The following is a 23045-nucleotide window of genomic DNA, read 5'->3' on the forward strand; positions in this document are numbered from 1 at the left end:
AGCAGTAAATTACAAATGGCAGGCGTTATCCATAAAAAGATTCATAATGTAATAAGCTGTAACATTTTACAGGTAAAATATTCTAATACTAAAAATCGAACTATGTTAGTAACCACAACGCCTACAGTTGAGGGCAGAAAGATTATAAAATACATTGGCCTGGTGACGGGCGAAACCATTATCGGAGCAAATATTTTTAAGGATTTATTTGCCGGTATTACCGATATTGTCGGCGGAAGATCAAGCTCTTATGAACGCGTGCTTCGTGAGGGGAAAGATACCGCGGTAAATGAGATGCAACAATATGCTGCTGCTTTAGGTGCGAATGCCATTGTGGGTGTAGATTTAGATTACGAAACAGTGGGGAGTGGCGGAAGCATGTTAATGGTAAGCGCCAATGGAACGGCGGTTATTTTGGCAGATTAAAGATATTGCTTATTGCGAAAACTAAGCAAAACAAGAAAGTCTTTCCGGTGCGGGAAAGACTTTTCTTTTTGATATTATTTAGTGATTAGAAAGATAAGATATCGATCAACTTTAACCACTTTGAACTTACCTTTTCAGCATCAATATGTTTAATTGCATGATCAAATGGCGTAAATACAATCTCCCTGTTCATCTGTCCGGTCATCACGCTTCTTTCTCCATTAATTAAACCTTCCACTGCGGCAACACCTAATTGACTGGCCAAAACACGATCCATACAGGTGGGTTTACCGCCACGCTGAATGTGCCCTAAAACCGAAACTTTTGTATCGTAATGCGGATATTTAGCCTGAAGAATTTCACCTACTTTAAATGCACCTCCATTTTCATCACCTTCTGCAACAATAATGATTTTCGAAGATTTGTCTTTACGGCTGTGCTCTAATTTATGCAAGATATCATCAGCATTCATGTTCGCTTCAGGAATCATAATTGCCTCAGCACCTACACCAATACCACTTCTTAAGGCAATTAAACCAGAATCGCGGCCCATCACTTCAACAATAAACAATCTATCATGAGATTCTGCTGTATCTCTGATCCTATCTACGGCATCAATCACCGTATTAATTGCCGAATCGTAACCTATGGTAAAATCTGTTCCGGCTAAGTCATTGTCTATTGTTCCCGGCAAGCCGACAATAGGAAAGTCAAATTCTTTGGCAAAGACATTTGCTCCTGTAAATGTTCCATCTCCACCAATTACCACCAAAGCATCTATTCCTTTTTCTTTCAGGTTCTGATAGGCTGTTTTTCTGCCTTCAACAGTTCTGAAAGCTTCGCTACGGGCCGTTTTTAAAATCGTTCCGCCGCGCTGTATAATGTTGGCAACCGATTTTCTATCCATCGGGATGAAATCATTATTGATCAATCCTTCGTAACCACGGATAAAACCTGTTACTTCTATATCGTAATAAATTGAAGCCCTTATCACGGCTCTTATTGCGGCATTCATGCCTGGCGAATCGCCACCAGAGGTTAAAACACCTATATTCTTTATCTTACTCATTTGTTTTTGTTCTGAAAAGCTGCCTTTCCGCTGTCTAAAAATTTAATGTAGTTTTCAGGATTATAATCTGCTCCCTGAGGAGGTACTAACACGTTTCCATCTCCATCAACAATAACGTATTGCGGCTGAGAATTGCTGTTAAAGGTTGATGCCTGAAAATCGCTCCATTTTTTACCAATGGTATTTATTTTTTTATTACTGAAAGTAGAAACAAAATGTTCCTCAACTGGCAATTCGGTTTTATCATCCACAACCAGCTCTGCCATTACAAAATCGTTCTTTAATCTCTTTGCAACTTCTGCATCAGACCAGACATTATTTTCCATCTTCCGGCAATTTACACAGTTCCAACCAGTAAAATCAATTAAAACTGGTTTACCCAATTCTTTCGATGCCTGTTTGGCTTGTTCAAAATCATAGTAAGGATCAAATCCTTTTGGGGTTAGGCGATGAAAAAGCTCCGCATATTTCTTTTCTTTTATTGATGTTTTCGCGCCTGCAGATGGTTGTGAAGCAGTTAAATTATTTAAATCAAAGTCTTGCGTTGCCGTTGGAGGCAGAAATGCACTGATAGATTTCAAAGGCGCTCCCCACATGCCTGGTACCAGATAAATTACCCATGCAAATACCACTATCGCTAAAAACGTTCTGGGTACTGATAAATAAGGTAAATCACTATCGTGAGAAAATTTAATTTTACCTAATAAATAGATGCCCATCAGAGAGAAAATGGCGATCCAGATGGCAAGAAAAACTTCTCTGTCTAACAAGTTCCAGTGATAAGCCAAATCTACGTTTGATAAAAACTTAAATGCGAAAGCCAGTTCAATAAAACCCAAAACTACTTTTACACTATTTAACCAACCACCAGACTTGGGAAGCGATTTTAATAACGAAGGGAATAAGGCAAATAAAGCGAAAGGGATGGCTAGCGCTAATGAAAACCCGAACATTCCAACTGCCGGGCCTAAACGATCACCCTTTGATGCTGCATCTACCAGCAAAGTTCCAATAAGCGGACCTGTACAGGAAAATGAAACCAAGGCTAAACTGAAAGCCATAAAGAATATGCCCATCAATCCACCTTTATCAGATTTTGCATCAATTTTATTAACGAATGCACTTGGCAAGGTGATCTCAAATGCCCCTAAAAAGGATGCACCAAAAACTACTAGCATCAGGAAGAAAAATGCATTAAATATGCCATTTGTAGAAAGGGCGTTCAAAGCGTCTGATCCAAAAGCGATGGTAACCAGCATCCCTAATGCTACATATATTACGATAATAGAAATACCATAAATTACCGCCTGCCCAACGGCCTTGCTTTTGCTTCCTGCCTTTTTAGTAAAGAAACTAACGGTTAATGGGAGCATCGGAAAAATGCAAGGCATTAAAATGGCGGCGAAACCAAAAAGTAATCCTTTGATAAAAGTTTGCCAAAGCGTTAATTTATCCGCATCACTTGTACGCGTTTTTACAACAGATACACCTGTTTTTACTGTATCCTTCTTAACCGAATCTTTAACAATGCCATTAGCAGCACTATCTTGTGCAGATCCAACCTCTGTAAAAACCATATCATCTGGCGGAACAGTTGCCGTGGTATCTTGTACCAACATGGCATAACTTTTAACAGCTGGCAAGGCTAAAAACATTGCAGCCATTAATAACAATAATAAAACCTTTTTCATTTGTGTGTCTCGTGTGTGTTTGAGGCTGTGAAATTAAGCATAATTTTATAAACCATGAGTTTAATTACCCTTACACAAGGTAGATTTTACTTTAAAAAGAAACAGTCCCGATTTTGTCGGGACTGTCTATAAATTTCTTTTAATCAATTATTTAACCGGAATACTGAATTCTATTTCTTCTGGAGGAAGACATTGTCTGTCATTACAAACCATAAACTCTACTTTTCCCTTAACCGTTGTAGCCGCCTTATTTAACTTAATCTTTTGCTGGAAAATTACCGATTTTTCAAAATAGCTTACATTCATTTTGAAGGTATCTTCATATTTAGTAATGGCTTTGGGTTCTACCATTTTTCCAACCAATGAAAAATCTTTAGAAGGAGAGAACGTAAATGTAGTTTTTACCGGTCCGCCATCTTTAACGTTTTGAGAATAAATGTGCCATCTATCTTCTATGGTTGCTTTTAAATAAAGAACAGCTTCTGTTTTGCTAACTTTTTTCGCAACGTAAGACCATGTAACTGGTTTTTCAATTTGAGCAAACGCTCCTGCAATGGTAAATAATACCAAAGATAGCGCAAGGGTGATTTTTTTCATTGTGTGTTTATTTTGTGTGTATAAATTCTATTTCTTTGAGATTAAAAACTTCCCGTCCTTTATCAGATTCTACGACTAACTGCCCTCCATCTTCAACTCCGGTAATTACGCCTTCAAAAATCTCTCCATTATGAAGGTAAGACGCCTTAACGTTAATATGGTATAATTGCTTAAGGTAATTTTTGTGTAAAATATCATAATTGCCTGATTTCAATAGCAGGTAATATTTCTCCATAAATATGGAAATTTTCTCTAAAATATCGATCAAATGAGTTTCCTTTTGTAAAATCTGTATTAAGGAGGTCGCTTTATTCCGAATACTTTCAATAAAATTTACCTGGTTAATGTTTAGGCCAATGCCAATAACAGATGATTTGATTGTAGTGCCTGTCAGTGTGTTTTCGATTAATATTCCGCCAATCTTTTTATTAAGATAATAGATATCGTTAGGCCATTTTATCCTTATCCCTTCGCGAACAAACTGACTCAATCCTTCACTTACAGCTAAACTAACCACCATATTTAAGTAAAACTGCTTATCTATGGGTAAAAAAACAGGTTTAAGATATAAACTCATACTGATGTTTTTACCTGGCTCCGTTTGCCATATGCTCTGTTGCTGCCCTCTTCCAGAAAATTGATTGTCTGCCATAATTACAGTGCCCTCTGCTAATGGCTCGGATTTTGACAGCATTTCCTTTAAAAAGTTATTAGTAGAATCAACCTCTTTTAATTTGATTAAATTTTGACCAACAAATAGTGTCGAAAAAGTGTTATTTTGCAAGTGTTGAATTTATAATATTGTAATTCCAAAAATAAAGCATTTTAATGGTAAAAAAGAAAATAGTAGCCCTTTCTACATACCTTTCTGAGTTAGCCGTACAAGGCATACAAGAGAAAAAAGGAGAAGATATCGTGCGGTTAGATCTAAGAAATATTCATACATCAGTAGCAGATTACTTTATTATAACAAGTGCCAATTCTGGCACCCAGGTAAAAGCAATTGCCGATAGTGTAGAAAAAGAGATATATAAGGCCACCCAGGCCGATCCAAGACATAAAGAAGGGCAGGAATCTGCTGATTGGATTATTCTTGATTATTTTGACGTGGTTGTGCACATTTTTAAAACAGAAAAGCGCCACTTTTATGGCATAGAAGAATTGTGGGGAGATGCCGAAAGTACAAATTACCAAAGCGCTTAACCTTTAGAACCATTTTGAACAAAACAAATGAACGATAATCAAAATACGAACGACAGTAAAAAACCGGGAAAAAGAATTCCAAATATCCCAAAAAAACCACAAAAAGGACCAAAGTTTAATGTTTTCTGGATTTATGCCGCAATCATTATTGCTGTTATTGCAGCTCAACTATTGTTCTCTGGCGATGGTGGTAAAAAAGTAGACTACCCGGAATTTGAAAGTAAAATGCTTTTAACCGGAGATGTAGAACGCCTGGTCGCATTCAGGTCTGAAGATTTGGTTAAGGTTGAAGTTTATATCAAACCTGAAGCCTTAAAGAACAAACCAGAATATAAAAAGTATAAAAGTACAGGAACATTTTCTGCTGTAAATACTGGCCCAACCGTATATTTTAATGCGGGAACAATGGATGGGTTAGATAAACAACTTGCAGAATCTCAGAAAAACTTACCTGCTGGTCAAAAACCTATTTTGGCAGAAAAAGATAGCCGCAGTAATCCTTTCCTGGGTTTATTGGTAAATATCGGTCTTCCTTTATTACTTTTAATTGGTTTCTGGATTTTCATGATGCGCCGTATGGGCGGTGGTGGAGCTGGCGGAGGTCAGATCTTTAGCATAGGCAAGTCAAAAGCAACCCTATTTGATAAAGAAAGCCAGGTTAACATCACGTTTAATGATGTAGCCGGACTGGAGGAAGCCAAGCAAGAGGTAATGGAGATTGTAGATTTCCTTAAAAACCCTAAAAAATATACCAATCTAGGAGGTAAAATTCCTAAAGGAGCTTTATTAGTTGGTTCTCCGGGTACAGGTAAAACTTTATTGGCGAAAGCTGTAGCTGGCGAAGCACAAGTACCATTTTTCTCTTTATCTGGTTCAGATTTCGTGGAGATGTTTGTAGGTGTTGGTGCATCACGTGTGAGAGATTTATTTAAGCAAGCAAAAGACAAGGCACCATGTATCATCTTTATTGATGAAGTTGATGCCATTGGCCGTGCTCGTGGAAAAAATAGTGTAATGGGCGGTAACGATGAACGTGAAAATACATTAAACCAACTATTAGTAGAGATGGATGGATTCGGAACTGATTCAGGAATTATTATTCTTGCTGCAACGAACCGTCCTGATGTTTTAGATTCGGCCCTATTACGCCCGGGTCGTTTTGATAGACAAATTTCTATTGATAAGCCAGATTTAGTTGGTCGTGAGCACATTTTTAATGTTCACTTGAAACCAATCAAAACTGCTGAAGAAGTTGATGCAAAAAAATTGTCAGCGCAAACACCGGGTTTTGCTGGTGCTGAAATTGCTAATGTTTGTAATGAGGCTGCACTTATCGCAGCGCGTAGAAATAAAGAGCAGGTTGACATGCAGGATTTCCAGGATGCAATTGATCGTGTAATTGGTGGTTTAGAAAAGAAAAATAAAATTATCTCTCCGGAAGAAAAACGAATCGTTGCTTATCACGAAGCTGGTCATGCCATTGCCGGTTGGTTTCTGGAGCATGCAGATCCTTTGGTTAAAGTTTCCATTGTTCCACGCGGTGTGGCAGCATTGGGTTATGCGCAATATTTACCTAAAGAACAATTCTTATATACTACCGAACAATTAACAGACGGTATGTGTATGACAATGGGCGGTCGTGTTGCAGAGGATATTACCTTTGGTAGAATCTCAACCGGTGCACAGAATGATTTAGAACGCATTACCAAGCTTGCATATGCCATGGTAAGTATCTATGGAATGAATGAAGTTGTTGGGAATGTTTCTTTCCATGATCCGCAGAATGAATATAATTTTAACAAACCATATTCTGAAAAAACTTCAGAACTGATTGATGTTGAAGTTCGTAAATTGATTGGTGAAGTGTACATCAAAACCAAACAGTTATTGATAGACAAACAGGATGGCCTGGAAAAATTAGCACAGAAACTACTGGAAAAAGAAATTTTATTCCAGGCAGATCTGGAAGAAATTTTAGGCAAACGTCCGTTTGATACCCGTACTACTTATGATGAATTCGTAAATGGAACAGGGGATCAAAGCCCTGCTGCAGAAGGATTAATTCATGATGGCGTAAGCGATACAGATATCAACAAAGAAGTAAACGGATTGAACCCTGCTTCAGATAAAGCCTAGTATTGTGATGCGTTAAATTGCATATAAACACAATTATACATATGTTTGAACCCTTGAGCCTTGAAAAGTTCAAGGGTTCATTTTTTTATCCCAATGAAAGATAATACGACAGCGAAAGAGCAGATCTTAAAAAAAATAAGAAAAGCGCTCTTAGAGAAGCGTGAAAATCCATATCCAAACTTAGAGGAAAGTCCGTTATACAAAAAAAATACGGAGGAACTCGAAGTTTTATTTGCTGAACAACTGACGGCGATATCGGGTAATTTTATTTTTTGTGAAGATGGAATCGATTTTTTTGAAAACATGCTCCAACTGGCAGATCGATTTAAGTGGCGTAAAATCTATTGCTGGGAACCTGAACTTCAAGACTTTTTAGCTAAATATGAGTTTCCCTTTTATCAAACCGATAAGGATTTTGAACAGGCAGAAGTTGGGATTACACTTTGCGAAGCATTAATTGCCCGCAATGGAAGTGTAATGGTGAGTAACCAGGGAGCGGCTGGAAGACGGTTGAGTATTTTTCCCCACCACCATATTGTCATTGCAAAAACCAGTCAATTGGTTTTAGACCTTAAAGATGGTTTTCAGTTATTAAAGAATAAGTACGGCAATCAGATTCCATCGATGATCAGTAACATTACCGGCCCAAGCAGAACCGCAGACATCGAAAAAACGCTGGTTTTAGGTGCCCACGGTCCGAAAGAGCTTTTTGTATTTATGATTGATGATTTGAGCTGAGTTTAATTGCTAATGTAGCCGTTGCTCTTCGCCGTATACTTTAAAAAGCCTACAGCTATCCCCGCTCTAACCCAGGCGTAACGATCCTTGAAATAGATATTATATGGATCTTCGCCATAATAACCAATATTGACTGTAAAAGCAACTTGTCTCATAAACTTTGGAGAATAATAGCCGGCAGCCTCAACGTTTAAACGTCTTTGCGCCATAAGAAAGTTATAGTGACTATATTTATTAATCGCATAAGAAATGTCAAAGTCCCATCGAAAACGTTCTTTATTAAGTGATCCTTTATCCGTTTCTGTGAGTTTTTTCTTGTCTTTTGCAGTAAATAGAGTATCATTTTGTGTGAAAAAATCCTTAAAATAAACATAGTCACGATAGGATATTTTGTAGCTAACCCTGCTAAAACCATAATCCCCTTTTATTATTGAATCATAATTAAAAATCTGATTTTTAAATTCTATTTGGTGGTTCCAAGAAGACCAAGTGACTAATTGATCCTTCTTTATTTTACCCCAGTTATATCGAAAATAGGCATAGTTCGTTGAAAAATCCCAGTTTTCATAATTCAATGTTCCTACAGCTGATCTAGGCGTTTCATCCTGTCCATTGGAATGATGCATAAATCCTGCTGTAACATATTTATAATTATCTTCACTATTATTCAACCTATAGTAAGCGGCTGCCCCTATTCTAAGATCTGGGGTATAAACTGGTTTAGAATCCTGTCTTAACATTCTGATCGTAAAGTCTGGAATTATGGCTAGTGCCAGCCTAGACCACTTTGTACCCATTGCCATAAATGGAGTAGTCAATCTGGCTGTAAAGACATACTTATTCTTTGAGCCTATTTCTCCTAATGGCGCAATGTATGAAAGCGGGTGGTTCTCTCGATAAAAATCTATGAACCGAAGATTCAGATAGCGTGTAGAATCTTGAGCTTTGATGTGTATGAAACAAAAAAGCGTTAAAAATAAGAGCGTAATTTTTTTCATGAGAAGAGCGTTAAGGTATAAATTAAGAAAAATTTAACATTTTCTGTAAAGACTAATGTTGATTTAAAATGCCATCTGCAACTGATTCTGCAATATTACCTACAGCGTATGGAACAGAATAATTACGCTTTGCATTTCTAGAGTAGGAATGATCGAAACCAATTTTATGCGTCCATTCATGCACATAATGATTAACTAATTCAGGAATAGTCATTATGTCAAACATTTTAGAGTATGTATAAACTTCTTTCTCCTCTGGCCTCCCAAATCCAATTACCGAACCATCAGAGCCATTAATAAGCTCAAGGTAAAGATCTATAACATTATTTTGAACATTGCCATATTCTTCCTTGGCCATGATAACCATCTCATAAACCTCTGAATTTTTATAAACATGGTCTATGTAATTTCCCCAAATATTCTTTCTATAAAAGAAAGTATTTTCACCATTATGCTGAAAACCTAAAATTTGTTCTTTAAATTTTTCTGAGTTGATAACTTCTTCCATGAAAGCAATAACCTTTGTTAGTTTATTTAATCTGGAATCTAGATAATTTGACACCTGCTGCAGCTTGATACTAGTCATAATATTATTATTTAAGATATTACTGTAACTGGACATAATAAATCATACCCTTTGTTATATAAAAATTTAATTAATTTTTTTACAAGCCATTCCATAAATACACCCCCAGGTATAATTGTAGCTATTGCCTCTAATATTATATCAATAAAATCTTCAAGAGTTGCCTCCCTGCTTAAAAATTTACAAATGAGAACCCTTATTTGCTCAAGAATTTTGCTTCCATTAATTTTAAAGAGACCTCTATTGGACTCGAGCGCCTTACCTTTATATTTAATGGTATAATCATTATTAGAAGCATCAAGTGTTAGTGCTGTATTATAATAATCACCCAACTCAATTTCCAGTTCATCCTGATCTGGAATACTAACATCGTCAAGATTTCTTAGGCTCTGTTTAATTTCTTCAATTGATAATGGCTGTAATTGTAAATTTCTTAATAGCATGACGTTAATTTTATTCCTACTCTTTTAATATGCAGTTTTCGGAAACCCTGTTTTTTTAGTTTTTAAAATTTATCTCTTCAACACTAGTTTAATAAGATCATTGTAAAAGTAATACGAACACACCCCTTCCGCATATACCCACTATCCGGTATATTCCAGTGCCTCTAAACACTTTACTTTTACAGGGTTAACATCTATTTAAGTCAGAGATAAAATGAGGAAAAATTCATGCCTGATGAGCAAATGCATTTTAAATTCTATATTTTTACTAGCAAACGCTCCAACGATGAATAAAAATTTATTCAATCTGATTTTACTTTTTTGCCTATCTGTACACTTCTGTTCCGCCCAAACCGGAAACCCTATTTTAATTGATACTGCCAAAAAATTCAGTATCAGCAAACACGGGTATTTCTATGAAGACCGGCATTTAAACCTGACAATCGATTCTCTTGTCCGTTATAAAGCAGCTAATAAGTTGATCCAATTAACCCCGGGGAAAGTCTTTAGCAAAGGCTATACACAATCTTATTACTGGGTTGCTTTCGATGTGGAGAACACACTGAATCAAGCGGTACATCTGATGTTTAAAGAGCAGAGTTCGAGCATCAACCAGCTTCAACTGTATAAACTGGATGATGGCGGAAAAATTCATCCACTGGGTTTAACCGGCGATCATTTTCCTTTTAAACAACGTCCATATCGCAACCGCAGCTTTATCTACCCAATGGTACTGGCCACCCATGAAAAAGCGACTTTCTTTTTATGGGCCGATAAGCGTGGTCAAAATTTATATATGCCAATGTCAATTGGCCGCGATGTAGACATTATTCAGGCAGAAATTCCACAACACACCTTATTTGGATTCTATACCGGTGTATTTGTATTTGCCATGATCTTTAATTTGCTGCTGTTCGCCTCTGTTAGGGATAATATTCACTTATATTATGCCATATACATTTTTTGTATGCTCATCTTTATCCTGGAGGAAGAGGGGCTTGCTTTCCAGTGGATTTATCCAAATTTGCCCGGACTTCAGGATTATATGCGCCTGATTATGGCTTCATTAAGCTGTGGTTTGTTGATTCAGGTAATGCAGCTTTTTGTAAATCAGAATGAATCCAATAGTCGCATGTTCCACTTTACAAACTACTATAAACGCTTTTGCTGGGTCATGGCAATCATTCCTGTATTAATGCTCTTCAAATCATATATCATTCTTGAGAAAATAGTTTTTTACATCAATAACTTCCTTGCGCTGCTTACCGTAATTGTCATTATTATTTGTGTAGTGGAGCGAATTAAAGCAGGATACAAATTAGGCTGGTATTATTTTATAGCAACGGTAATGCTTCTCCTGGGTGTATTCAACTATATTTTTAACACGCTGGGAATCACAAATTTCAATCTACTAAAGCCCAATGGCTTAGTGGTGGGTTTAACTGCTGAAATTATATTTCTTTCTTTCGCCCTTACGCAACGCTACAATTTTCTTAAAAAAGAGAAAGAAATGCTGCTGGAAGAAAAGAGTAAACACCAGGTTGATTTAGCAGATGGTATTTTTAATGCACAGGAAGATGAAAGAACCCGCTTAGCCCGGGATCTTCATGATGATCTCGGTGGAACACTTTCCATTATTAAACTCAATATTACAGCGTTTCAGCATAAGGCTTTACAGCTTACGGATGATGAACGTGTTTTTTATGATAAAACAATTGGTATGATTGAAAAGGCTTGTTTAGACCTGAGGGAGATTTCACATAATCTCATGCCTAAAAACTTTGAGCAATCTGGTTTAATTGAAACGTTAAAGGAACATTTTAGAACACTCAACGAATCAAGTAAAATTAAGTTTGATTTTGTCTTTCAGTTAGAACACGCCATTGAAAGTACCATGGAGATTACCATTTACCGCATTGTTAATGAGCTCATTAATAATATCATCAGGCACTCCTATGCCTCAAAAGCAACCATACAAATTTTATTTTTTAATGAACAAATCAGTATTATGGCCGAAGATAACGGCATCGGTTTTAATCCTGATACGGATAAAAAGGGAATCGGAATTCAGAATATTCTTTCCCGTGTAAAATACTTAAACGGAAAGATCCTGGTAGACAGCAATCAAAATGGCACCACCACTACAATAGATATTCCCCTTAAATAATGGAGCACATAGAACAAAAAACAATTACATTAATGATCGCAGATGATCATAAACTCTTTGCAGAAGGATTATCTGCCATTCTATCTAAGCAGCCTCATTTTAAAATAATTGGAATGGCAGCAAATGGAAAGGAAATTTTGCATCTGCTTAATCATCATTTACCTGATATTTTGATCATCGATTTAAATATGCCTATCCTTGACGGGGAAACGGCATCCGAAAAAATCAGACACTTATTTCCATCGGTTAAAATAATGGTATTGTCTATGTACCACACCATAAAATTAGCGGCCAAATTAAAAGAGATAGGCGTGAGCGCTTTTATTCAGAAGGATACCGACGCAGATAGCCTGTTTAAAATCATTTCAGGAATCCAGCAGGGAAACTGTTTTTTTGAGAAGGCAAAATCCAACCCTTCCTTAGCATCTAGTCATAACATCGACGATCATTTTCAAAAAAGCCACAACCTCACCTCACGCGAAATGGAAATCCTGAAGCTAATCAGTATTGACTATACTTCACAACAGATTGCACAGAAATTATTTATCAGTTTAAACACGGTAGATACCCACCGAAAAAACATGGCACAGAAGCTAAATGTTACCGGTAAGGCGGGATTATTAAAGTTTGCTTTAGAAAATAAGCACCGCTAAAATTTTATTTATTTTCGATATTCGAATATAATTGATATTTTTATACTACATACCGTTTTAGTATGCGGTATTATAATTTATGAGCAAAGTAATAAATACGGTAATAACCGGCACAGGAAGTTACATCCCTGAAAATATAATTTCTGGTAATGAATTCCTGAATTCCACTTTTTTTGAGAACGGAAATCGCATTGAAAAAGAAAATGCGGAGATCATCCACAAATTCTCTGAGATCACCGAAATCGTAGAGCGCAGATACATCAGTGAGCAACAGTTAAGTAATCACATTGGTGCTAAAGCTGCTGAAAAGGCCATTGAAAACGCAGGCATTGATAAAGAGACATTGGATTATATTATCTTCTGCCACAATTTTGGTGACATTCCATCAGGTAGCAACAGGGTTGATATTCTTCCATCACTGGCTGCTAAAGTGAAGCAACAATTGGGAATATTAAATCCGGATTGCGTCGCTTATGATATTATTTTTGGTTGTCCTGGATGGGTTCAAGGATCGATACAGGCAGATTACTTTATTAAAAGTGGTGATGCCAAACGTGTAATGGTAATTGGCGCAGAAACCTTGAGTAGAATTATAGATCCGCATGATCGCGACAGCATGATTTTTTCTGATGGAGCGGGTGCGGTGATCTTTGAAGGTAAAGAAGAGCAGGAACAAAAAACCGGAATTTTAGCCCATAAAACGGAAACCCACGCTGTAAACTATGGTAACTTGCTTACCATGGGCAAAGGATCGCATCCGGAAGAAGACAACGGGAATTTATATCTTAAGATGAATGGCCGTAAGCTTTATGAGTTTGCCGTAGTGCAGGTTCCTCAGGTAATTAAAAAGGCAATAGACAAGGCAGGATTAAGTGTAGACGATGTTAATATTGTATTTGTACACCAGGCAAACGGCAAGATGGACACTGCAATTATGAAACGGCTTTTTAAACTTTACGGTAAAGATACTGTGCCAGAGAATCTGGTTCCTATGACGATTTCCTGGTTAGGGAATAGCTCTGTGGCTACCGTACCAACCTTGCTTGATTTAGTTTTAAAGGAAGAAGTTAAAGGCTATAAAGTTAAGGCCGGAGACGTGGCTGTTTTTGCCTCCGTAGGTGCCGGAATGCACATCAATGCATTTGTATATCGGTTTTAATTAGCCAGTCTTTTCAAACCTGCTTTCGCCTGGCTTTCAATGCTGTTCTCATATTCATGATTTTTCATGGAAATAGCAGTGTTGAAAGCCTCTTTTGCTTTTACAAAATTTCTTTTCTTCTCATAAATCTTACCTATCTGTACCGCTGCATTTGCAGCAAAATAATATTTCAGATTTTTCCCCTGATTAATTGATGTCTGATAAGCTGCTAATGCCTGATCATCCTTATTCATTCCATCATAAACCCTCCCTAACCGATAATTAAATTCGGCTTTATCTTTATCGCTTGCGTAATCTGAAGTTTGTTTATCAGCCAGTACCTGCAAAGCTTTAGTTAAGTATCCTCCGTCAAATAATAACCTGGTTTTTAAAAGATCAACAGGGGGCAGCGGAGCAGAAGCTTCATTTTTCGCTTGCTTATCCTTCTCTGTGTAAAGGAAGCCATTATTAGTGGTCTTTGCCACAAACGTATTACAGCCTGTTTTATCGCCTTTTAAAAGTGAAATCCACGCAAGATGAAGATTAGCATCCTTCACGTAATTAACGCCCTTATTTGATTGCAAAAAGCGATTGAAATAAATTCCTGCATTGAGATCTAATTTATTAAGATGAGCAATGCCTTCCAGGTAATCGAGGTAAGGAAATGGTTGATAAACCCCGCCTTCCGGTTTTTTGGCTAAAATTTGAATGGCTTCGTCATTACGGGCATTTTTCAAACACACGTAGCTTTGTAAGTAACTTTTTAAAAGACTGGTGTCGGCAATACGCTCCGTATATTTCATTGTTTTAGCATATGCGGATGGACTATGTGCTACATCTGTAAGTACATAAGCATAATAAAATACCACTTCTTCATAAAATGGCTCATACGATGATTTAGGCAAATAATCTGCAAGTTTTTCAAACATATTAAGTCCGGTTTGCATGTTTCCCTTAATGCCAAAAGTAGATAATGCTGTCTTTAATGCACCATCTGGTAGATTTCCTAAAACGGCATTTATTAAACCTAGACCTTTAAAGTTGAGTTGGAAATCCGGAAATTTCTTTGCGTTTTCCTGAAGTAGGCTATTGGCTTTCTTAACGTCCATTGCCGCATTAAAAAACTCACCAAAACGCCCACGAATTAAGGCCCACTGCAAATTTATTTCAGCTTGTGCATATAGATAGTATGGAGATTTTTTATCATCATCACTGATTTGATCTAAGCGGGCAGATTTATTACCCTTAAGCCGATCGAAATCAGATTTACTTTCTGAGGTAACGATTGTAAAATAATCTACATAATTTTCCAATAGCGGAATGATTGCATTATTAGGATGCTGCTTCTTTTCTGTGGATATATAGGCTCTGGCATTCCCAAGCTTTAGCTCGAAAATACTTTTATATGCTTTAAGGCAATTGGCGTTGAAATCGAAATTTGCAAAAAGCGATGAAGAAGGCCATATTAATAGCGCAGAAAGCAAAATGAAACGCTGTTTTTTCGTCATTTGTTGATGGTATTCATTTGGTTTAATTGATAATAGCCGAAATGAGACAGTATTTTTAAACGTTAAAATATTATTCTTGTTTTGCGTATAAGCAAAAAAACGCCCCGATTTGGTCGAGACGTTTTAAATAATATAATTTTGGGTTTAATTAACCTTCTGCTACTTCGTGCGTTAAAGCCTCATCAACAAGGATACGACCACAATGCTCGCAAACAATAATTTTTTTACGCTGGCGAATATCTAACTGGCGTTGAGGTGGGATCTGGTTAAAACAACCTGAACATGAATCACGATCAATAGTTACTACTGCTAAACCATTAACCGCATTCTTGCGTAAACGTTTATAAGCAACTAATAAACGTTCCTCGATTTGAGGTTCTGCTTTATCAGCTTTCTTTTGTAAATCTTGTTCTTCTTTTTCAGTTTCAGCAGTGATTACATCAAGTTCACCCTTTTTAATTTCCAAATCTTTTTTTCTACCATCTAATTCTGCTTTTGCAGCTTCATAGATTTCAGTTTTAGAAGTGATTTCGAAACCGTGTTCTTTAATTTTTTTCTCAGAAACCTGAATATCTAAGCCTTGAATCTCAATTTCTTTGGTTAAAGCATCGTATTCACGGTTGTTTTTAACTTCTTTTAATTGAGTATCGTATTTTTTTATAGAAGACTGAGCATCTTTGATCGTATTTTTACGCGTTACGATTGAATCTTCCAGGTCATCAAGCTCCGCTTTGATTTTTGAAATTCTAGTCTCTAATCCTAAAACATCATCCTCTAAGTCGGCAACTTCCATTGGTAATTCGCCACGTACCTGGCGGATTTTATCAATTTTGGTGTGGATATTTTGTAATTCGTATAAAGCTTTTAGCTTTTGTTCTACGGTTTGTTCCATTAAAACAAGTAATTTATGGGGTTTGTATTTTGCTCCGTTAAACGGATTGCAAAGTTAGTAAATTTTTTCTGAATAATTTCAAGCAATAAATTTGATGTAAATTGTTCAGTTTCAAAGTGTCCAATGTCGGCAATGATGATTTTTTCCTCTGCATCGAAAAACTCATGATATTTAAAATCAGCCGTAATAAAAGCATCTGCTCCTGCTGCAATTGCTTCCTTTAAAAGGAAACTCCCGGAGCCGCCACACACCGCTACTTTCTTAATTCTTTTTCCTGTTACTGCAGTATAGCGAACTACTCTTGCCTGCATCCTATCTTTTACCAGGTGCAAAAAGTCATAGGCATCCATATCGTATTCCAGCCAACCCAACATGCCAGATCCAACCAGTTGGTGTTTGTTTTCCAGTTTGTAGATGTCGTAAGCAACTTCTTCATAGGGATGGTTTTCAAACAGCGCAACCAAAATCTTTCTTTCTACTTGGGTAGGATAAACAATTTCAATCCGGGTTTCCGCTTCTTGGTGGCGAACACCTCTTTCACCCACAAAAGGATCGGATGCTTCATTGCCTTTAAAGGTGCCAAAGCCGTCGGCATTGAAACTGCATTCACTATAATTTCCAATGTTACCGCCACCAGCATAAAATAATGCCGAACGAAGCTGCTCTGCCTGTGCATGCGGACAATAGGTAACCAGTTTTTTCAATAATCCTGCTTTAGGGGAAAGTACTTTAGTTCCGCTCAAACCCAACCGCTCGCAAATACGGGCATTTACCCCTGTATGTACGCTATCCAGATTGGTATGAATGGCATACAAAGCAATGTTATTTTTGATGGCTTTTAATACCACACGTTCTACATAATTTTTTCCATTTAGCTTTTTCAAGCCTTTAAAAACAATAGGATGATGCGTGATGATTAAATTACAACCGGTAGAAATGGCCTCATCCACAATGGCTTCAATACAATCTAAAGCAACCAATGCTGCACGAACGTCCATATTCGGATCGCCAACGATCAACCCTGAATTATCGTAATCTTCCTGATAGTTTAGTGGCGCAATACTTTCTAAGTAATTGGTAATCTCGGATAATTTCATGGTATAAATATAGAAAAGGTTTTTGTTGAAATGGAATATAGCAGAACCGTTGTTTTGACGTTAATGAAACCCCAAGACACTTTATAGAAATAGAAGTTAAAATAATAGCAATTATCGGGAAGAAAACACAGCATGCACGGATTAATTTTAAACCCAAACAAATGAACTATTGACTAATGAACTAATAATATTTATTGCCACGGAAACACAGAAAACACGGATCAGATTAAACCTAAACTAATAAACCATTGACAAATGAACTAATCTACATTGTGTTGCCACGGAAACACAAAACGCACGGATCAATTTTAAACCCAAACAAATGAACTATTGAGGAATGAACGAATAGATATTTATTGCCACGGAAACTCAGAATACACGGATCAATTTTAAACCCAAACAAATGAACCATTGACGAATGAACTAATAATATTTATTGCCACGGAAACACAAAACGCACGGATCAACTTTAAATCCAAACAAATGAACTATTGACGAATGAACTAATCTACATTTTGTTACCACGGAAACACAAAACGCACGGATCAACTTTAAACCCAAACAAATGAACCATTGACGAATGAACGAATAGATATTTATTGCCACGGAAACACAGAATGCACGGATCAATTTTAAACCCAAACAAATGAACCATTGATGAATGAACGAATAGATATTTATTGCCACGGAAACTCAGAATACACGGATCAGATTAAACCTAAACTAATAAACCATTGACAAATGAACTAATCTACATTTTGTTGCCACGGAAACTCAAAATACACGGATCAAGTTTAAACTCAAACTAATGAACTATTGACGAATGGATTAATACATATTATTGCCACGGAAGCTCAGAATACACGGATCAATTTTAAATCCAAACAAATGAACTATTGACGAATGAACTAATAATATTTATTGCCACGGAAACTTAGAATACACGGATCAACTTTAAACCCAAACAAATGAACCATTGACGAATGAACTAATAATATTTATTGCCACGGAAACTTAGAATACACGGATCAACTTTAAACCCAAACAAATGAACCATTGACGAATGAACTAATCTACATTTTATTGCCGCGAAAACACAAAACGCACGGATCAATTTTAAATCCAAACAAATGAACTATTGAGGAATGAACTAATCTACATTTTGTTGCCACGGAAACACAAAACGAACGGATCAACTTTAAATCCAAACAAATGAACTATTGACGAATGAACTAATAATATTTATTGCCACGGAAACTCAGAATACACGGAAAATTATCATAATGTCAACTGATGAGGGCTTGGCAAAGCTAAATTCTTATCATTTTGTTATGGCGTAGTCTGTACAACTTATGGGTAGAAATAAAAAGTCCGCAAGCCCGATTTTCGTCGGTTGCGGACTTTTTATTCTAGGGAACGGGTTATTTATTAATGCTTATTGAAATCCACCGCCCATTCTTACCATTTGTAAGCTTTCGAAAACTGCTTTCTGGTTATATTCAAAAGCCAGGCTTTTATGGTTAATCACGTCTACAATCGTTCCAATCATACATAATCCTCCGGTGAAAAAATATAAAAGCCCCATTCCGATCTGGCCGATAACAAACCGGTGAATTCCGGCAAATCCTAAAAATCCAATAAGGGCAAGCAATAAGATTTCAGAAGGTTGTTTTCTTCTACTTCCGTAAATCATGAGGAAGTTGCGCAACTGTTGCTCATTTAAGCCTGTAGTTGCTTGTTGTAAGTATGCATATTCCTCTGGCGTTATACCTGGTAACGACATTAAAGGTGATTGAAATATATCCATGGTTTTATCTGTTTGTGGTTAATATTTTAAATTTTTGTTTATTCCTGATCAACGTATAAATTCTGTAAACTATAATTGAAATTGCCGGAAACCCGAACCAATGTTCGGAAAAGCTTTCGGTAAATTCGCCATGAAAAATATGACTAATTGACCTCCCCAGTCCGCATCCCGGACACCAGCCTTCATAACCTAAATTAGCCAGCGGACAAAGTGTAAAGTGATGCTCATGACCATTTGCTGTTGCCAGTAACACTAAAGCCATCACCCAGAACGCAAGTTCCAATGGGAAGTTTTTAATGTATCTCATGCTTTCAATTTATATGTTTTAGAAGATTTGAGACGTGCTTTGTTACAGGAATAGACGCTTATTCGACCAACTGTAATTATAAACCGACGAATCGTGAATTGCGTGCGAACAAACATCGTACAAACTTAAAAAACCTTTAACATAATTCGCGGTTAATATTAAAGAATAAGCTTATTTTTGTGCCTTGAACATTCGCGATTTAATAAACAGATACAAAACAGACGATAGGGTAACTCAATTTACCAAAGCGTTGAACGCTTCAAAAAGCCCGAAGATCCAATTAAAAGGTTTAGTAGGTTCTGCTGACGCTATTGTTGCCCTTTCCTCTTACTTTTTACTTCATAAACCAATGCTCTTTATTCTTCCGGATAGGGAAGAGGCAGCATATTTTCAGTCTGATCTGGAAAGCGTGCTGGATAAGCAAGTGTTATTATTTCCATCATCATACCGCAAATCATTTGATTTTACTCAGGTAGATACGGCAAATGTATTGGCACGGGCCGAAGTATTAAATGAACTGAATCATGATTCGGAATATGGAAAGATTGTGGTTTCCTATCCGGAAGCCATTGCTGAAAAGGTGATCGATCGATCTGCGTTAGAGAAAAATACGTTAGAAATTAGCTTAGGCGCTAAGCTGGGTATCGATTTTATAAATGAATTTTTAATTGATTACGATTTTGACAGAAGGGATTTTGTTTATGAACCCGGTCAGTTTTCCATCCGTGGAGGTATTGTAGATATTTTTTCATTCTCTTCCGATTTACCTTACCGGATTGAGTTTTTTGGCGACGAGGTAGAAAGCATCCGCAGCTTCGAAATTGAGAGTCAGCTTTCGGTAAACAGCGTGAAATCGCTTACCATTGTACCGAACGTGCAAGCCAAATTTTTAACTGAAAGCAACATCAGCATCCTTGATTATATTGATCAGGATACACAGCTTTGGCTTAAAGACGTAGAATTTACCTTAGATATTGTAAAAGCCGGTTATAAAAAAGCTGTTGAACTTTGGAAAGCCCTTTCTTTAGCAGATAAAGCGCAGAACCCAGAATGGATTGATCCTAAATTTGCCTTCAGCGATGAGAAATTGATGGGCGATCATCTACACGATTTTCCTTTAATAGAATTTGGAAAACAGTTTTTTTATAAAACAGACGAGCGATTTGAGTTCGAAACCAAACCGCAGCCTTCTTTTAATAAAGATTTTAACCTGCTCATTCATAACTTAAAGGAGAATGAAAAAGAAGGAATTGTAAACTTCATTTTTACTGATTCACCTAAGCAAATCGAGCGGCTATATGCCATATTGGATGACATTGACAAAACAGCGAAGTTTACACCAATCAACAGTATGCTCAGAGAGGGTTTTGTAGATCCCCAGATTCAAACGGCCTTTTACACCGATCACCAGATTTTTGATCGTTATTATAAATACAAGCTAAAAAAGGGTTATCAGAAAAGTCAGGCCATTACGCTTAAAGATTTACGAGAATTAAAATCTGGCGATTATGTTACCCATATTGATCATGGGATAGGAAAATATGCCGGATTGGAAAAAGTGGAAGTAAATGGCAAAACGCAGGAAATGATCCGCCTGATTTACGCAGACAATGATTTGCTTTACGTAAATATTAACTCCCTTAACCGCATCGCGAAATACAGTGGCAAAGAAAGCGGTGTTCCAAAGATGAATAAGCTGGGTACTGATGCCTGGGACAAGCTTAAAAAAACCACAAAAAAAAAAGTTAAAGACATTGCCCGGGATTTAATCAAACTTTATGCATTAAGAAAAACCCAGGCTGGAACGGCTTTCTCTCCCGATGGTTATTTACAAACCGAACTAGAGGCTTCCTTTATTTATGAAGATACGCCTGATCAACTGAAGGCCACCCAGGATGTGAAAAAGGATATGGAAGCGCCACATCCAATGGATCGTTTGGTTTGCGGTGATGTAGGCTTCGGTAAAACAGAAATTGCCGTACGTGCTGCATTTAAAGCGGTTGCTGAAGGTAAACAGGCTGCCATTTTAGTTCCAACCACCATCCTGGCCTTACAACATTTTAAAACCTTTTCTTCCAGGCTGAAAGATTTCCCGGTTACGGTAGATTATATTAATCGTTTCAAAACCAATAAACAGATTAAAGATACACTGGCAGAAGCCGCATCAGGGAAGGTTGACATTTTAATTGGCACGCATCGTTTGCTGAGTAAAGATGTGAAGTTTAAAGATCTCGGCATCATGATCATTGATGAAGAGCAAAAGTTTGGCGTAACAGCGAAAGAACGACTAAAGGCTGTTCGTGTTAATGTAGATACGCTTACGCTTACGGCAACACCTATTCCAAGAACGCTGCACTTTTCTTTAATGGGTGCGCGGGATTTATCCATCATTAGCACACCACCGCCAAATCGCCAGCCAGTTAGCACCGAATTGCATGTTTTTAACGATAAACTGATTCAGGAAGCTGTTCAGTTTGAGTTAGACCGTGGCGGACAGGTTTTCTTTATTCATAACCGGGTGAATGATTTAATGCAACTGGGTGGAATGATCCAGAAACTGGTGCCAAAAGCCAGAATTGGAATTGCCCATGGAAAACTTGATGGTGATGCCCTGGAAGATGTAATGCTCGATTTTATTAACGGTGAGAAAGATGTTTTGGTAGCCACTACCATTATAGAAGCTGGTTTGGATATTCCAAATGCCAATACCATCATTATCAATCATGCTCACATGTTCGGTTTGAGCGATTTACACCAGATGCGTGGCCGTGTAGGCAGAAGCAATAAAAAAGCATTCTGTTACTTACTTTCGCCACCACTTTCTACTTTAACTTCTGAAGCCAGGAAACGATTAAGTGCAATTGAAGAATTCTCTGATTTAGGAAGTGGATTTAATGTAGCCATGCGGGATTTAGATATCCGTGGAAGTGGAAATTTACTGGGCGCAGAGCAAAGTGGTTTTATTGCTGAAATTGGTTTTGAAATGTATCATAAAATTTTGGATGAAGCCATTCAGGAATTAAAAGAAGCAGAGTTTAAAGGTTTGTTTGAGAATGAACCTGAACGACCATTTGTGGGCTTTACTCAAGTAGATACCGACCTGGAATTGTATATCCCTGATGCTTATATCACTAATATTACTGAACGTTACAATCTATATACTGAACTTTCTAAATTAAGTAATGAAACTGAATTGGCCGTTTTTGAAAAACATTTAGCCGATCGTTTTGGTCCGGTACCACCACAAGTGAAAACCATGTTAAGTGTGGTTAGGCTACAATGGTTTGGTAAAAAGCTAGGCTTTGAGAAAATTAGCTTTAAGAAAAATAGCCTTCGTGGCTACTTCTTGAGTGATAAACAATCGAAGTATTTTGATTCTAATACATTTACCAGAATCTTAACTTTCGCTCAAAATCATCCACGCATGTGTAACTTGAAAGAGGTAAAAAACACCTTAAGGATTGCTTTTGATAATGTAAATACCGTAGAGGAAGCGATTCAAACTTTAGAACTAATTGATTAAAAAACGTTAATTCAGTCAGTCGGCTGACTGAATTAACGTTAATTCAGTCAGTCGGCTGACTGAATT

Annotated in this window: 20 protein-coding genes; 8 read left to right on the plus strand and 12 right to left on the minus strand. The window is 37.0% G+C overall.

The features are described 5' to 3' along the window. The first annotated feature begins 102 nt into the window (after positions 1 to 102). Positions 103 to 426: a heavy metal-binding domain-containing protein gene (locus SOM16_RS09665; protein ID WP_090497467.1), complete on the plus strand. Its 324-nt coding sequence runs from the start codon at positions 103 to 105 to the stop codon at positions 424 to 426. Between the two features lie 85 nt (positions 427 to 511). Here the strand turns inward: SOM16_RS09665 and pfkA are convergent, their stop codons facing one another. The 4 genes from pfkA to SOM16_RS09685 form a co-directional block, all read right to left on the minus strand. After that, complete coding sequence (pfkA, locus tag SOM16_RS09670; protein ID WP_320463799.1) at positions 512 to 1495, minus strand: 6-phosphofructokinase; 984 nt, start codon at positions 1493 to 1495, stop codon at positions 512 to 514. Beyond that, a complete protein-coding gene (locus tag SOM16_RS09675; RefSeq protein WP_320463800.1) occupies positions 1492 to 3186 on the minus strand; it encodes a protein-disulfide reductase DsbD family protein in 1695 nt (564 codons plus the stop codon). Before SOM16_RS09675 ends, pfkA begins: the two co-directional genes overlap by 4 nt. Before the next feature lie 147 nt (positions 3187 to 3333). Continuing rightward, positions 3334 to 3783, minus strand: coding sequence for a protein-disulfide reductase DsbD N-terminal domain-containing protein (locus SOM16_RS09680; protein ID WP_320463801.1), 450 nt, complete (start codon positions 3781 to 3783; stop codon positions 3334 to 3336). 7 nt (positions 3784 to 3790) lie between these two features. Beyond that, on the minus strand, positions 3791 to 4567 hold the full coding sequence (locus SOM16_RS09685) for a biotin--[acetyl-CoA-carboxylase] ligase (protein ID WP_320463802.1): 777 nt from the start codon (positions 4565 to 4567) through the stop codon (positions 3791 to 3793). 44 nt (positions 4568 to 4611) lie between these two features. Between SOM16_RS09685 and rsfS the strand changes: the two genes are divergently transcribed. From rsfS to SOM16_RS09700, 3 genes are all read left to right on the plus strand, one after another. Next, on the plus strand, positions 4612 to 4986 hold the full coding sequence (rsfS, locus tag SOM16_RS09690) for a ribosome silencing factor (protein ID WP_320463803.1): 375 nt from the start codon (positions 4612 to 4614) through the stop codon (positions 4984 to 4986). A gap of 27 nt (positions 4987 to 5013) precedes the next feature. Beyond that, complete coding sequence (gene ftsH / locus SOM16_RS09695; protein WP_320463804.1) at positions 5014 to 7122, plus strand: ATP-dependent zinc metalloprotease FtsH; 2109 nt, start codon at positions 5014 to 5016, stop codon at positions 7120 to 7122. Positions 7123 to 7215: 93 nt separating this feature from the next. After that, positions 7216 to 7860 carry a LutC/YkgG family protein gene (locus SOM16_RS09700; RefSeq protein ID WP_320463805.1) on the plus strand — a complete coding sequence of 215 codons (645 nt, stop codon included), beginning with the start codon at positions 7216 to 7218 and terminating at the stop codon, positions 7858 to 7860. Between the two features lie 2 nt (positions 7861 to 7862). Here SOM16_RS09700 and SOM16_RS09705 read toward each other — a convergent pair whose 3' ends face one another. The 3 genes from SOM16_RS09705 to SOM16_RS09715 are packed head-to-tail and all read right to left on the minus strand — an operon-like array spanning position 7863 to position 9887. Further along, entirely contained in the window at positions 7863 to 8858 is a 996-nt protein-coding gene (locus SOM16_RS09705; RefSeq protein ID WP_320463806.1) for a hypothetical protein, read from the minus strand. Between the two features lie 52 nt (positions 8859 to 8910). Then, positions 8911 to 9444: a hypothetical protein gene (locus tag SOM16_RS09710; protein WP_320463807.1), complete on the minus strand. Its 534-nt coding sequence runs from the start codon at positions 9442 to 9444 to the stop codon at positions 8911 to 8913. A gap of 11 nt (positions 9445 to 9455) precedes the next feature. Continuing rightward, positions 9456 to 9887 carry a hypothetical protein gene (locus SOM16_RS09715; protein ID WP_320463808.1) on the minus strand — a complete coding sequence of 144 codons (432 nt, stop codon included), beginning with the start codon at positions 9885 to 9887 and terminating at the stop codon, positions 9456 to 9458. 286 nt (positions 9888 to 10173) lie between these two features. On the opposite strand from SOM16_RS09715, the gene SOM16_RS09720 reads away from it, so the two are divergent. From SOM16_RS09720 to SOM16_RS09730, 3 genes are all read left to right on the plus strand, one after another. Beyond that, entirely contained in the window at positions 10174 to 12054 is a 1881-nt protein-coding gene (locus tag SOM16_RS09720) for a sensor histidine kinase (protein ID WP_320463809.1), read from the plus strand. After that, positions 12054 to 12707: a response regulator transcription factor gene (locus SOM16_RS09725; RefSeq protein ID WP_320463810.1), complete on the plus strand. Its 654-nt coding sequence runs from the start codon at positions 12054 to 12056 to the stop codon at positions 12705 to 12707. The genes SOM16_RS09720 and SOM16_RS09725 overlap by 1 nt, the downstream gene beginning before the upstream one ends. Before the next feature lie 79 nt (positions 12708 to 12786). Then, positions 12787 to 13866 carry a ketoacyl-ACP synthase III gene (locus SOM16_RS09730; protein ID WP_320463811.1) on the plus strand — a complete coding sequence of 360 codons (1080 nt, stop codon included), beginning with the start codon at positions 12787 to 12789 and terminating at the stop codon, positions 13864 to 13866. Here the strand turns inward: SOM16_RS09730 and SOM16_RS09735 are convergent. From SOM16_RS09735 to SOM16_RS09755, 5 genes are all read right to left on the minus strand, one after another. Next, complete coding sequence (locus SOM16_RS09735; RefSeq protein ID WP_320463812.1) at positions 13863 to 15353, minus strand: tetratricopeptide repeat protein; 1491 nt, start codon at positions 15351 to 15353, stop codon at positions 13863 to 13865. The two genes, SOM16_RS09730 and SOM16_RS09735, sit on opposite strands and share 4 nt — an antisense overlap. 148 nt (positions 15354 to 15501) lie before the next feature. Further along, the gene (locus tag SOM16_RS09740) at positions 15502 to 16245 is read right to left on the minus strand and encodes a zinc ribbon domain-containing protein (RefSeq protein ID WP_320463813.1); all 744 of its coding nucleotides are present in this window, start codon (positions 16243 to 16245) and stop codon (positions 15502 to 15504) included. Beyond that, complete coding sequence (locus tag SOM16_RS09745) at positions 16245 to 17342, minus strand: Nif3-like dinuclear metal center hexameric protein (RefSeq protein WP_320463814.1); 1098 nt, start codon at positions 17340 to 17342, stop codon at positions 16245 to 16247. Before SOM16_RS09745 ends, SOM16_RS09740 begins: the two co-directional genes overlap by 1 nt. Before the next feature lie 1435 nt (positions 17343 to 18777). Then, complete coding sequence (locus SOM16_RS09750; RefSeq protein ID WP_320463815.1) at positions 18778 to 19149, minus strand: TM2 domain-containing protein; 372 nt, start codon at positions 19147 to 19149, stop codon at positions 18778 to 18780. Positions 19150 to 19153: 4 nt separating this feature from the next. After that, the gene (locus SOM16_RS09755; protein WP_320463816.1) at positions 19154 to 19456 is read right to left on the minus strand and encodes a DUF2752 domain-containing protein; all 303 of its coding nucleotides are present in this window, start codon (positions 19454 to 19456) and stop codon (positions 19154 to 19156) included. 184 nt (positions 19457 to 19640) lie between these two features. Between SOM16_RS09755 and mfd the strand changes: the two genes are divergently transcribed. After that, entirely contained in the window at positions 19641 to 22979 is a 3339-nt protein-coding gene (gene mfd, locus SOM16_RS09760; RefSeq protein ID WP_320463817.1) for a transcription-repair coupling factor, read from the plus strand. Positions 22980 to 23045: the final 66 nt, after the last annotated feature.

The sequence above is a fragment of the Pedobacter sp. CFBP9032 genome, assembly GCF_034045265.1.
GTDB lineage: Bacteria > Bacteroidota > Bacteroidia > Sphingobacteriales > Sphingobacteriaceae > Pedobacter.

Coding starts and splice junctions, on each gene's coding strand:
- SOM16_RS09675 (WP_320463800.1), bottom strand. CDS start 3,186: ATGAAAAAGGTTTTATTATTGTTATTAATGGCTGCAATGTTTTTAGCC.
- ftsH (WP_320463804.1), top strand. CDS start 5,014: ATGAACGATAATCAAAATACGAACGACAGTAAAAAACCGGGAAAAAGA.
- SOM16_RS09730 (WP_320463811.1), top strand. CDS start 12,787: ATGAGCAAAGTAATAAATACGGTAATAACCGGCACAGGAAGTTACATC.
- SOM16_RS09710 (WP_320463807.1), bottom strand. CDS start 9,444: ATGACTAGTATCAAGCTGCAGCAGGTGTCAAATTATCTAGATTCCAGA.
- SOM16_RS09720 (WP_320463809.1), top strand. CDS start 10,174: ATGAATAAAAATTTATTCAATCTGATTTTACTTTTTTGCCTATCTGTA.
- SOM16_RS09750 (WP_320463815.1), bottom strand. CDS start 19,149: ATGGATATATTTCAATCACCTTTAATGTCGTTACCAGGTATAACGCCA.
- pfkA (WP_320463799.1), bottom strand. CDS start 1,495: ATGAGTAAGATAAAGAATATAGGTGTTTTAACCTCTGGTGGCGATTCG.
- SOM16_RS09665 (WP_090497467.1), top strand. CDS start 103: ATGTTAGTAACCACAACGCCTACAGTTGAGGGCAGAAAGATTATAAAA.
- SOM16_RS09745 (WP_320463814.1), bottom strand. CDS start 17,342: ATGAAATTATCCGAGATTACCAATTACTTAGAAAGTATTGCGCCACTA.
- SOM16_RS09705 (WP_320463806.1), bottom strand. CDS start 8,858: ATGAAAAAAATTACGCTCTTATTTTTAACGCTTTTTTGTTTCATACAC.
- SOM16_RS09755 (WP_320463816.1), bottom strand. CDS start 19,456: ATGAGATACATTAAAAACTTCCCATTGGAACTTGCGTTCTGGGTGATG.
- SOM16_RS09740 (WP_320463813.1), bottom strand. CDS start 16,245: ATGGAACAAACCGTAGAACAAAAGCTAAAAGCTTTATACGAATTACAA.
- SOM16_RS09680 (WP_320463801.1), bottom strand. CDS start 3,783: ATGAAAAAAATCACCCTTGCGCTATCTTTGGTATTATTTACCATTGCA.
- SOM16_RS09735 (WP_320463812.1), bottom strand. CDS start 15,353: ATGACGAAAAAACAGCGTTTCATTTTGCTTTCTGCGCTATTAATATGG.
- SOM16_RS09700 (WP_320463805.1), top strand. CDS start 7,216: ATGAAAGATAATACGACAGCGAAAGAGCAGATCTTAAAAAAAATAAGA.
- SOM16_RS09725 (WP_320463810.1), top strand. CDS start 12,054: ATGGAGCACATAGAACAAAAAACAATTACATTAATGATCGCAGATGAT.
- rsfS (WP_320463803.1), top strand. CDS start 4,612: ATGGTAAAAAAGAAAATAGTAGCCCTTTCTACATACCTTTCTGAGTTA.
- SOM16_RS09715 (WP_320463808.1), bottom strand. CDS start 9,887: ATGCTATTAAGAAATTTACAATTACAGCCATTATCAATTGAAGAAATT.